The organism is Leyella stercorea, assembly GCF_021531655.1.
In genome coordinates this window covers 33,814-45,862 of record NZ_JADYUF010000005.1, presented here as the reverse complement: position 1 = coordinate 45,862, position 12,049 = coordinate 33,814, and the positions used below count along the sequence as shown (strand labels likewise).

At 50.5% G+C, this 12,049-nt stretch carries 8 protein-coding genes and 2 pseudogenes; 6 read left to right on the top strand and 4 right to left on the bottom strand.

Annotation, left to right across the window (positions count from 1 at the left end; genetic code table 11):
- Positions 1 to 216 precede the first annotated feature (216 nt).
- Positions 217 to 324 (top strand): smalltalk protein, encoded by a 108-nt coding sequence (locus tag I6E49_RS02405; RefSeq protein WP_235400236.1) that lies wholly within the window; start codon positions 217 to 219, stop codon positions 322 to 324.
- A 165-nt stretch (positions 325 to 489) separates the two neighbouring features.
- On the opposite strand, the gene I6E49_RS02400 is transcribed toward I6E49_RS02405, so the two are convergent.
- Together I6E49_RS02400 and I6E49_RS02395 are read right to left on the bottom strand one after the other, a co-directional pair.
- Positions 490 to 2,910 (bottom strand): TonB-dependent receptor, encoded by a 2,421-nt coding sequence (locus I6E49_RS02400; RefSeq protein WP_235400235.1) that lies wholly within the window; start codon positions 2,908 to 2,910, stop codon positions 490 to 492.
- Positions 2,911 to 3,038: 128 nt separating this feature from the next.
- Positions 3,039 to 3,380 carry a hypothetical protein gene (locus I6E49_RS02395; protein WP_235400234.1) on the bottom strand — a complete coding sequence of 114 codons (342 nt, stop codon included), beginning with the start codon at positions 3,378 to 3,380 and terminating at the stop codon, positions 3,039 to 3,041.
- A 219-nt stretch (positions 3,381 to 3,599) separates the two neighbouring features.
- Between I6E49_RS02395 and I6E49_RS02390 the strand changes: the two genes are divergently transcribed.
- From I6E49_RS02390 to I6E49_RS02380, 3 genes are read left to right on the top strand one after another with little or no spacing between them, the layout of a single operon-like run.
- Positions 3,600 to 4,529, top strand: coding sequence for an Rpn family recombination-promoting nuclease/putative transposase (locus I6E49_RS02390; RefSeq protein ID WP_235400233.1), 930 nt, complete (start codon positions 3,600 to 3,602; stop codon positions 4,527 to 4,529).
- Between the two features lie 42 nt (positions 4,530 to 4,571).
- Positions 4,572 to 5,033, top strand: a complete 462-nt coding sequence (locus I6E49_RS02385) for a peroxiredoxin (protein WP_235400232.1) — start codon at positions 4,572 to 4,574, stop codon at positions 5,031 to 5,033.
- A gap of 40 nt (positions 5,034 to 5,073) precedes the next feature.
- Positions 5,074 to 6,147 carry a glycerate kinase gene (locus tag I6E49_RS02380; RefSeq protein WP_235400231.1) on the top strand — a complete coding sequence of 358 codons (1,074 nt, stop codon included), beginning with the start codon at positions 5,074 to 5,076 and terminating at the stop codon, positions 6,145 to 6,147.
- 86 nt (positions 6,148 to 6,233) lie between these two features.
- On the opposite strand, the gene I6E49_RS02375 is transcribed toward I6E49_RS02380, so the two are convergent.
- Together I6E49_RS02375 and I6E49_RS02370 are read right to left on the bottom strand one after the other, a co-directional pair.
- Positions 6,234 to 7,100 (bottom strand): hypothetical protein, encoded by an 867-nt coding sequence (locus I6E49_RS02375; RefSeq protein WP_235400229.1) that lies wholly within the window; start codon positions 7,098 to 7,100, stop codon positions 6,234 to 6,236.
- Between the two features lie 55 nt (positions 7,101 to 7,155).
- Positions 7,156 to 8,945: pseudogene (locus tag I6E49_RS02370) on the bottom strand (TonB-dependent receptor plug domain-containing protein); the annotation flags it as partial.
- A 207-nt stretch (positions 8,946 to 9,152) separates the two neighbouring features.
- On the opposite strand from I6E49_RS02370, the gene I6E49_RS02365 reads away from it, so the two are divergent.
- Together I6E49_RS02365 and I6E49_RS02360 are read left to right on the top strand one after the other, a co-directional pair.
- Positions 9,153 to 10,787, top strand: a complete 1,635-nt coding sequence (locus tag I6E49_RS02365) for an ABC-F family ATP-binding cassette domain-containing protein (protein WP_235400228.1) — start codon at positions 9,153 to 9,155, stop codon at positions 10,785 to 10,787.
- Positions 10,788 to 10,881: 94 nt separating this feature from the next.
- Positions 10,882 to 11,936 (top strand): annotated as a pseudogene (locus tag I6E49_RS02360) (glycerate kinase).
- Positions 11,937 to 12,049: the final 113 nt, after the last annotated feature.

The following is a 12,049-nucleotide window of genomic DNA, read 5'->3' as shown; positions in this document are numbered from 1 at the left end:
TATAAGGAAGCAAAACGCAACCCACCACCACCTCAACATCACAACACAACAACTTTTTTCGAAGAAAAAATCTGCATCGTACGCCAACGTATGATTGCCATCCGCAAATGTTGTAACTTTGCAATATAAACAAAAGGACTCGTCAGCCGAACGCATCCCGAACGCATCCCGAACGCATCCCGAAGTCATATCAATAACTTTAATAATCAAAAAAACATGAAAAACTCAAACAAAGAAACCCTCAAGACCGTGCTTCAGTTTATCGTGAGTGTACTCACCGCACTCCTCGCCACTCTCGGCGTACAAAACTGCGTCTGCATTTAGAATGTTGAATTAAGAATGTTGAATTCGAGGAGGTGAATTTAATGTTTAATTCTAGGGGAACGAAGTAAACTATAGAAGGGTATGGCGTGGACACCATACCCTTAGAAACTTTCATTTACAAGTCCTTCACTCAGCCTTATTGATAGTCGGTTGACTTCGGTTTGACTAGTAGCTTACCTTCACCCCTACATAATAGCTTCTTGGCAGAGACGGACCGTAGATGTAGCCGGAGTCGCGGTTCCATCCCTTGTCGAAGTCGTTCTGATAGGCGTTGGTGATGTTCTGTATGCCGGCGTTAAGCTGGAGCGTGAGGCTGTTGTAGACGGGGAAGTCGTAGTCCAACTTCATGTTCACTTCCATAAACTTAGGAGTGTTCACAGCCACGGGATTATCAACGCCCGAACCGGCAGAGTGACCAACGAGCATAGTGCCCGTATAGTTGCCAGTAACCGAAGCCGTGAAGCGCTTCACGGGGGTAAAGCTTGCCGTGAAATAACCATAGGTGTTAGGAGTACGCATCATCTTCTTGTACTTCTGCTCAGGCACCTCGTCGTTCCACGCTATTGCTTCGTCGTAAAGGCTCTTCTGTAGGGTTAGTCCTGCCTGGAGCGTAAACCATCTTGTGAACATCGCCTTGCCCTCAAGGTTCAGTCCGAACACCTTGGCTCCATAGGCGTTGTAGCGTTCCTGCACGCTATTGCCCTGGGCATCGGGCTGGTCGAGCTTGCGAAGGGCAAACACATTGTTAAGGTCGGTATAGAATCCCTCTATGAGGAGATTGGTCTGAACAGAACCGAACTTATGGTACAAGTCGGCAGAAAGGCTGAAGCTGTTTGAACGCTCCTCCTTCAGATTGTCGGCCAATACCGTAACCAGTCGCTCGCCTCCTACTACGCCCACATGCAAATCCTCGTCGAATGCCTGAGGAGCACGGAATCCGTCAGCATAGGTGAGGCGCAGGTTAATGTTCTCGGTAGGGTTGAAACGCAGGTTGGCACGTGGCGAGAAGATGATGTGGTCCATAAGGTTGTGCTTGTCCAAACGGCCTCCAAGGAGAAAGCTCAATTGCTTGTTCTTCCACTCGTTCTGGAAAAAGAAACTTCCGATGTGCACATCCTGCTTGAAGTGGCGGCCGTAGCCGAGGATTACATCCTTCAGTCCATCGTGGTTGTACTCAGCACCGATGGTGAGGTCTGACGGCATAAAGAGCAGTTTGTCGAACGAGTGCACATACTGCGTTCCTGCCACGTAAGTAAAATTATGAGTAGTGCCGTATGCCTTCTCTGCCGTTTCCTTGTCTTCTTCCGTTCCCTCTCCAATACCGCCATAATAACTCTTGCGGGCTGTGGTCTGGAATGAGAAATAGGCCGACAGACGGTTCTTCTCGTCAGGAGAGTAGAAGTCGTAGGTGAGTCCGCCACCCTGGATGTCGTGTTCTACCTGCTCGGCGATATTAGCCTCATGGGCTATCTGGTCGAGTTTGTTGCCACCACGGCGGAATTCGTGAATGCCGTGATACTGAAGGTTCAGCTTAGAATAAGGACTGAGGCGTAGATAGGAATTGAGTCCGAATGTCTGGTTGTTCAGTTCCGGCAACTCCGTGTAGCCATCTCCGTCATAATCGTAACCCTGTCGGGTGCGAGTCTGTCCGTAGGCATACACACCAGCCTTGTTGTCGTCAGTCACCAGCGAGACATTACCCGTAGTCACATTGTCAAAGCTATTTGAACCGCCATGCGACATGAATGTATGACCGAAGGAAGCCGAATTGCGAGTTGGCTCCTTGGTGATGATATTGATGGTGCCGCCTATGGCAGATGCGCCGAAGAGGGCTGAGCCTCCACCACGTACCACTTCTACACGGTCAATCATATTGGCAGGAATCTGCTCCAGACCATACACACCATTCAGAGACGAGAATACCGGGCGCGAATCCACCAGTATCTGCGAGTAGTGGCCGTCAAGTCCGTTGATGCGCACCTGGGTGAATCCGCAGTTCTGGCAGTCGTCCTCGGTGCGCACATCCGGCTGGAAGTTGAGCCCCTGCGCCAGGCAGGTCGACTGTGTAATGTCGAAGAGTTTGCCGCCAATCACGCTCACCAAGTTGGGAGCCAGTCGGCGCTTGGTCTCGTTACGATTGGCAGAAACCACCACCTCGTCAAGACTAAGATCGCTCGGGCTGAGAGTGAAGTTCAGCTCCTTGCTGGTGTCTTGCTTGATGGTTATGCTCTGGCTTTGGGTGGAATACCCCATATATTTCGCCTCGATGACAAACGAACCCTCGGGCAGGTTCTTTAGAAAGAAGTGGCCGGTCTTGTCGGTTGTCGTGCCTATGGTAGTGCCCTTAATCTGGATTACTACGTAAGGCAGGTGTTCGCCCGTCTTGGCATCCTTCACGTGTCCGTAAACGTTAGCGTCCGTATTCTTTACAGGTTCGTTCGTAACGGCGCTTTTATTGACAGAGGAAGTAGCGACTCTGTTGTCGTCCGTTACAATACTCTTGTTGCTTACTCCGGCTGCATGAGCCGCAAATGAGACTGTCAATGCGCCCGAAAGGAGCATCAACTGACAATTATTTGATTTCATTCTTTGTCTTTATAACTGATGATAATAATGATTATAATGAAGGGACATGTCGCCCCGTATCATACGCATTGGTGTGAGCGCATGACTAAAGTTGATGAAAAACAGAATTCTTCATCATCTTGAAAAAACTACAAAGAAAGAAGTACGGGTGGTGCACGAGTGGAATGAATGTCGCCCTGGCGGGTCTTGACAAATGGACAAGACGTGACTAAAGCGACGTGAACCATAGCTATGAATACAGCTATGCGTACGATAGTAGGTACCACGTATGGCAGGCTGTGCAGCTGGCAGAGCACGCAATCGTGAGCGAAATTCTGACTGGCTGTAAGATGTCCGTCGTGGTGGATATGATGCTCACACTCGTAACAATGAGACACAGCGACAACTCCCTCCGCCTCCGAGTGGTGGTGGAAGGTAATGGCTATCATCATTGGCAGATACACCAACATCAGCAGCCATGCAAACCTCATACGTCTATTGTCGAATTTGGGCATTATTCTGAAAAACCTCTATTAGAAACCTCTTACAAAATTAATACTTTACTTTATATCTTCAAAACAAACATTTTTTAAGTTAACTAATTCCAACTTTTCAGGTCAACAGATTCTAATTGAAATATTACAGTTGTTTGGATTTTGTAGATTGACAAAAATACCGTATATTTGCCGTGAAATCCAAAATGCAGTATTATGATAGACAAATATATAAATCCACATACCGACTTCGGCTTCAAGCGGCTCTTTGGCTCAGAGTTCAACAAGGAGCTGCTCATCAGCTTCCTTAACGCCATGTTCCACGGTGAGCAGAATGTGCAGGATGTCACTTATCTCAACTCCGAGCAGCTTGGCGACCGTGCCGACGCTCGACGTGCTATATTCGACGTGTATTGTGAGAACGATAAGGGTGAGAAGTTCATCGTCGAGATGCAGAACGTATATCAGGAGTTCTTCAAGTACCGCACCATCTACTATTCCACTTTCCCTATACGCGAGCAGGCACAACGTGGCGGAGAGTGGGACTTCCGTCTCAACCCGGTCTACACCATCGGTCTGCTCAACTTCAACTTTGCCGACGGACTCGAAAATGCCAAGCGCTGGCACCACGAAGTGAAGTTAATGGAGGTGGAGACGCACGAGGTGTTCTACGACAAATTGACGTACATATACGTCGAGATACCCAAGTTCGACAAGATGGAGTCGGAACTCGTGACCATGTACGATAAGTGGATGTACGTGCTGAAAAATCTATCACGACTCATGCAACGTCCTGCAGCCCTTCAGGAACGTGTCTTCACCCGACTCTTCGAGCAGGCCGAGATAGCCAAGTTCAATAACGAGGAACTTAAGCTGTACGAGGACAGCATGAACGCCTACCGTGATATAGTCAACGCCATACGGACTGCCGAGAAGACGAAATATGCCGAAGGTGAAGCCGATAGTATGGCAAAGGGACTGGCAGAAGGACTTGAAAAGGGACGTGCCGAGGGTCTTGAAAAGGGTCGTACAGAAGGCATAACTAAAGTTGCCATTAATATGCTTGGCAAAGGAATGCCTGCCGAACTTGTAGCCGAAATGACTGGACTGCCAATAGATGAAGTACAACGCATTCAGAATTTTTGATATAGAATTTTTATTAAACCAATACATTAAAGCATTACAATTATGAATATCGGAGATAAAATTCCTGAGGTTCTTGGCGTCGACCAAGACGGACGTGAGATTAAGGCAAGCGACTATCGTGGCAAGAAAATTGTGCTCTACAGCTATCCTAAGGCCAATACAAGCGGATGTACAGCTGAGGCATGCTCGTTGCAGGCGCATAAGGACGAGCTGGCTGCAGCTGGCTACGAGATAATTGGCGTGAGCAAGGATAAGCAGGCTCTTCAGAAGAAGTTTGCCGATGCCAAAGGGTTGCAGTTCCCCCTTATAGCCGATACCGAAACCACTCTGTTGCAGGAGCTGGGATGCTGGGGCGAGAAGGTGACCTGCGGTAGAAAAACCATCGGAATACTTCGCACTACTTATCTTGTCGATGAGAATGGCATCATACAGAAAATCTTCACTCCCAAGGAAATCAAGACCAAGATACATGCCGAGCAGATACTCGACTATATCAACAAGTAAGGTTCGGACGATTAAGGTTCGGACGATTAATGCTTAGGCTATGAAAAAGGTTGTGTTGGCCTTCGACTCCTTCAAAGGCTGCATCTCGGCACGGGAGGCTTGTGAGGCGTGCGCCCAAGGTGTGTGTGAAGCTTGGCAGGATGCCGTGATTGTGCAGATTCCCTTGAGCGATGGGGGCGAAGGACAGGTGGAGTGTGTGAGGCGGATGTTGCCCACACGGAGCGTGACTGTAGAAGTACACGGTCCTCTAATGGATAGGGTAGAGGCTGAATACGCAATTTCTGCAGACGGCAAGACCGCCTATATGGAAATGGCGGCAGCAAGCGGATTGACGCTCGTGCCGCAGGAACAACGCAACCCCATGACTGCCACCACTTATGGTGTGGGCGAAATGATAGCCGATGCCGTGAAGCGCGGTTGCCAGACAATCGTTATGGGCATTGGAGGTAGCGCTACCTGCGATGGGGGACGTGGCATGATTGAGGCTCTGGGCGACTGCCGATGTATCGATATGGACTGTCGGGTGATTGTAGCTTGCGACGTCAACAATCCCTTGTTTGGCAAGAACGGGGCTGCTTATGTCTTTGCTCCGCAAAAGGGTGCCACGCCCGAGCAGGTGGAGCTGCTTGACGGGCGGTTGCGCGCTTTTGCAAAGGAGACCGAGCAGACAGGACGTGCCACTCCCGAGCTTGCCCTTAGTCCGGGTGCCGGAGCAGCTGGCGGACTTGGCTACGCCCTCCTTGCTTATCTGAATGCCGAGCTGCATTCGGGCATAGACATTATGCTTGATATTGCCGACTTTGATGCTGTGATCAAGGATGCCGACCTTGTCATTACGGGCGAAGGGAAGTCGGATGGGCAGACCTTGATGGGTAAGGTGCCGCATGGCGTGCTGAAGCGTTGCCAGGAAGCTAATGTGCCCGTATGGCTGCTCTCGGGAATGGTAGACGATGCTACGGGCAGGCTGGCTGAAAACTTTGATGTGGTAAGGAGTATCAACGAAGGCGAGACGCGTCCGCTCTCGGTACTTATGCAGCCGAATGTGGCTAAACAGAATCTTAAAGAGAGCGTGTCTTTCTTAGTCACGAATTACCACGAATTATCCATGAATTAAAGCCTTAGGCAATGTTAAATATTGAGTTGTTTCGCATCCCAACAATTTAACACTTAACATTTAACATGCAATATTTGCATTGAAAATCATTCCTTGTTCTTTTGCTTTCTTGCTGCCACGACGATATATACCAGCAGCATCAGGAAAACCACGAGGATGCAGATCATTTGTGTGGCATATTCTTGTGGCTCAACCCAGAACTCACGGAAGAAGTCGAGTCGGCCGAGCACCTCTACCGGCACCCAGAACACCACTACTGTAGCTATAGCCATACGTATGTTGGCACCCCACGACGACAGGCGCAGCTGCTTTTTGAAGATGAATATGCTGCCAAGCAGACAGCCTGCCGCTACTATGCTGGTGACGGGATGGCGGTCGCCAAGGAAGTTGCTGTCGTAGCAAAACATCAGCAGCAGATAGCTTGCCCAGAGTATCATGTTCAGTTCCATGAACGTCACTAAGCTTGTGTGGCGGGTCATGGGGCGTGCCGCAATCTCATTCTTGCGCGAACCGAGTAAGCGGCGTTGCCACCAGTTGATGAAGTTGCAGCCGTTCTTCGTGGAGAATATGTAGAGTGTCATCATCATCATCCACATGCCGAACGAGGCAGGCAGAATAAGATATTCGGGCTTGGTCACCACCTCTCCATTGACAATCTCGGGCTGCGTGCCCCATCGTGTAGCGTAGTACTGGAAGAGGAACTCCACCCAACCGGTCCAGAACAGCAGGCCTCCGATCAGTCCGAAGACGGTCTGCTTGGTGTCGCCCTTGACAAACACACCCGTTATTACTATGAAGAGTCCTACCAGTCCCATCAGAAAGGCTGAGTAGTGTAGCGCCACGGGCGTTATGGTCTTCTCCATTATCATCATCAGGGCATGTCCCAAAGGCATGGTAAAGAGTACTACGAGAAACGATGCTATTGCTTTCCACCAATTAGTTTTCATAATCATTTTTTAGTGTTATTGTATTCAATAATAATTTGTATGTATCTATTTCGTCTGTATCTTATTTAAAGAATTTGTCTATATCTATCGACATTCCTATCTGAAACGTCGCTCCGTCTGTTGTCGGACTGTTCAGATAGTAATATTTGGGCTTGTATCCGAAGATGTTGTCGATGTCTGCCGTCAGCTTTACGGCTTTGCCGAAACGTTGTACAAGCGATAGCTTCCATAAAGTATAGGCAGGATATTCCACGTCGATGGTTCCCTTGCCCATGTCGTAATAGTCCTTGTATTCCACGTTCTTCACGCCCGAAAGCACACGTCCCTGCAATCCGATGTTCAGTCCGTAATGCTTGCCGAACTGGTGGTCGTAGTCCACACGTGCGTTAAGGGCATGCTCGCGAGCTGGAATATACTGGTTGTTGATGGTGTGGCCTTCCTTGTCCTTGGCAAGCTGCTCCTTGGAGTAGGCGTATGTGATGCGGGCGCCCAGACCGTTGTTCCACTTTGCCTGCGCCCCAATCTCGCCTCCGCACACACTATAGTCGTCGAGGTTAGCGTAGGGCAGATAGGGCAGGCGGTCTGTAGCTGACTTGAAGTAGGGTGCCGAGGTGGCAAGCTTGTTCTTCACCTTGTTGTAGTAGACCGAAACCGTGAAGTTGTAATGGCTCTTGGTGTATTCAGCAGAGAGGTTGAAGTTGTGGCTCACCTCCGACTTGAGGTTGCTATTGCCCTCGACAATCCATATTCCCGACATGTCGAAGTTGTAGTATTTCTCCTTGAGCGTAGGCGCACGGAATCCCATGACGTAGCCAGCACGTATCGAAAGATTGCGTAGGGGCTTGTAGCAGAGGTTGAGCTTGGGCGTAACGTGCGACTCATCTCCGTCGGAGAAGTAGTCGTAGCGGAGTACTCCTACTATCTCCAGCTTCTCGTTCACGCGCCAGTCGTACTGGGCGAAGAGGTCTCAGCTGTCCTGCTTGCGTGTATTGCCCTCAGGACTTGTGTTGTACAGATAGTCGTGCATGAGGTCGGAGCCTATGGTAAGGATGTCGCCACGCACGAAAGTGTGGTTGTTGGGCAGGCGTAGGAGTTCTGCACATTACTGTAGTCGCGTATGTCGAGGCGTGTGATGTGTTGGTAGTCCGACTTGTCGTACTGGTCGAAGGCGTAGCTTGCCTGCAAGTGGTCTTGCGCGTTAATGCTCCAGTTCATGCGGAGTCCGCCCGTGAAGTCGCGATAGCGCTCGGGCTGTTCGGCAGAGCGTACTGTCTCGCGAAAGAAGTAGCCTGCACGTCCTGTAAGGTTGAAGCTTGTTGCCGGGCTCCACGTAAGCTGCTCCTTGAGGTTTATGGTTTTGTCGCCATATACGGTTGATATGATGCGCGTCACGGGATTGGAGGTGCTATGCACGTCGTAATTGTCGCGACTGTTGTAGTTGGCTGTGAGCATGTTGCTCCAATGTTTGCCGCTCAGGCCGAACGCGCCTCCGTAACGTTGCTCGTTATGCTTGGCGTAGCGTGCGTTAAGGTTGAGCGTCCAAGGCTGGATGTTGCGCTTGGTTATAATGTTGATGACGCCGCCCGTAGCGTTGCTGCCATATAGAGCTGAGACTGCCCCCTTTACTATCTCTATGCGCTCTACATTATCCATATTGAGTCGGGTGAAGTCCACGTCGTCCATCGTCTCACCAGCCAGACGCTCGCTATCCACAAGAAACAGAACGCCTTGGCCGCCAAAGCCCGAGAAGTTGAGGTGAGTCTGCTGGTTTATGGCATACGAGAACTCCACTCCGGGCAACTCCTGCTGCAGGAGGTCCTGCACGTTGGTAGCGTCGAGACGTGCTATTTCCTTCATATAATCCTAAAATATTAATGTGCGTATTGCTTTTAGTTTGTACGGGCGGCTTGCAGCAAGCCACCTTACTTTTCGGAGTGCAAAGTTAGTAAGCTTCCAAAGGGTGCGCAATACTCAAAAATAGGTAAATGGTATGACCGACATTTGAAGATTTTTAGCTAATTTTGCAGCATTATTTCACAATAAGCACAACAAACAGATATGATCACAGTAGATGGACTGACCGTTGAATTCGGCGGCACCACCCTTTTCAGGGATATTTCCTTTCAGATAAACGATAAAGACCGTATAGCCCTTATGGGCAAGAATGGCGCAGGCAAGAGCACTCTGCTCAAGATAATTGCCGGGGTGCGCAAGCCGATGCGTGGCTCCGTATCGGCTCCTAAGGATTGCGTAGTGGCCTATCTGCCACAGCACCTGATGACCGAAGACGGACGTACCGTTTTTGACGAGACGTGCCAGGCATTTGCCCATCTGCACGAGATTCAGGCCGAGATAGACCGTATCAACAATGAGCTTACCGTGCGTACCGACTACGAGAGCGAAGAATATATGCAGCTCATTGAGAAGGTGTCGACTCTCTCGGAGAAGTTCTATGCCATTGACATGACCCACTTTGAGGAGGACGTAGAGAAGACGCTGCTTGGACTGGGATTCGAGCGTGAGGATTTCAACCGCCCTATGAGCGAATTCTCGGGTGGCTGGCGCATGCGCATCGAGCTTGCAAAGCTGTTGCTCAAGTCGCCCGACGTGTTGCTGCTCGACGAGCCTACCAACCATCTTGACATCGAGTCGATAGGATGGCTCGAGGACTTCATCATCAACAGCTCGAAGGCTGTGGTAGTGATCAGCCACGACCGCAAGTTTGTCGACAACATCACAACCCGTACCATTGAAGTCACCATGGGGCGCATCTACGACTACAAGACCACATACAGCCAGTATCTCGAGCTGCGCAAGGAGCGTCGCGAACAGCAGATGAAGAAGTATGAGGAGCAGCAGAAGATGATAGCCGAGACCAAGGACTTCATCGAACGATTCAAGGGCACTTACTCAAAGACCTTCCAGGTGCAGAGCCGTGTGAAGATGCTCGAGAAGCTGGAACTTGTCGAAGTGGACGAGGAGGATACAAGCCACCTGCGCCTTAAGTTCCCGCCAAGTCCGCGCAGCGGTGCCTATCCTGTACAGATGAGCGATGTGGCTATGTCGTTCGACGACAAGACGGTGTTCAGCGGTGTTAACCTCACAGTAGAGCGTGGTGACAAGATAGCCTTTGTGGGCAGAAACGGCGAGGGTAAGTCGACGCTCGTAAAGTGCATCATGGGACAGCTGCAGAATCAGGGCAAACTCGAACTCGGTCACAACGTGCAGATAGGCTACTTCGCACAGAACCAGGCCTCGCTTCTGGATGGCGAACTCACGGTGTTCCAGACCATCGACGATGTGGCAAAGGGCGAGATACGCAACAAGATACGCGACCTGCTGGGCGCATTCATGTTCGGAGGTGAGGAGTCGACCAAGAAGGTGAAGGTGCTTTCGGGAGGCGAGCGCACACGTCTTGCCATACTCAAGCTCTTGCTCGAACCCGTCAATCTGCTCATCCTCGACGAGCCTACCAACCACCTCGACCTCAAGACAAAGGACGTGCTCAAGCAGGCTCTTCAGGACTTCGACGGCACGCTCATTGTAGTTAGCCACGACCGCGACTTCCTCGACGGACTCGTTAGCAAGGTCTACGAATTCGGTCATGGACGGGTGCGCGAACACTTGTGCGGCATCTACGAGTTCCTGGAGTCGAAGAAGATGGAGAGCTTGCAGGAACTGGAAAGAAAATAAAAAAGGCTTAATGATGGTTCGTGACCGATACTCACATGATATTTGTCACGAATTATTACACGAATTCAGATAATGTACGCAACATTCGTTACTTATAAAGAAGATAGTATTAGCATTCGACTCCTTCAAGGGGAGCATTTCTGCCAACGAAGCATGCGAGGCGTGTGCCCAAGGCATCCGTTCGGTATTGCCCGAAGCCATAGTCGTGCAGGTTCCGTTGAGCGACGGGGGAGAAGGACAGGTGGAATGCGTGCGACAGATGTTGCCCACACGTAGCGTTAGCGTCGGGCTGCACGGCCCCCTCATGAAGCCGATAGAGGCACAATACGCCCTTTCTGCCGACGGCACGACAGCTTATATGGAAATGGCTGCTGCAAGCGGACTGACACTCGTGCCCTCCTCCCTACGCAATCCTCTCAACACCACAACTTATGTGTGGTTGAGATGATGGCAGATGCCGTGAAGCGAGGCTGCCAGACGATAGTGATGGGCATAGGCGGAAGTGCCACATGCGATGGCGGACGCGGCATGATAGAAGCCATGAGAGCCAAAGGATGCCTTGACATGAAATGCAGGGTAATAGTAGCTTGCAACGTTAACAATCCGCTGTATGGCGAGAATGGCGCAGCCTATGTCTTTGCTCCGCAGAAGGGCGCCTCCTCCGAGCAGGTAGCGACGCTCGACCGTCAGTTGCGTGCCTTTGCCAGGCAGACCGAACAGGCTGGCTATGCCACTCCCGAGTTGGCTTTTCGTCCCGGAGCAGGCGCAGCAGGCGGACTGGGTTACGCCCTCCTTGTCTATCTTGATGCACAGCTTCATTCGGGCATAGACATAATGCTCGAACTTGCCAACTTCGACACTCTCATTCATGATGCCGACCTTGTCATCACGGGCGAGGGCAAATCCGACGAACAGACCCTTATGGGCAAGGTGCCTCAAGGCGTGCTCAACCGATGTGCCAGAGCTAATGTACCGGTATGGCTGCTCTCGGGCATGATAGACGATACCACGGGCAGACTGTCGGAAGAGTTTGATATAGTAAGTAGCATCAACGATGCCGACAACCGTCCCCTTCATGTTCTGATGCAACCGGAAGTGGCAATACAGAATCTGAAACAAAAAGTGATGCAGCTCATCACAAACGCATGAAGTCACTCCCCACGCAGCATTCTCTATATATTTAAACGTTTATCATAACACAAAAAAGTAGAGGGAACTTCACAGCCCCCTCCACTACTACTAATATGAAAAATTAAATCATT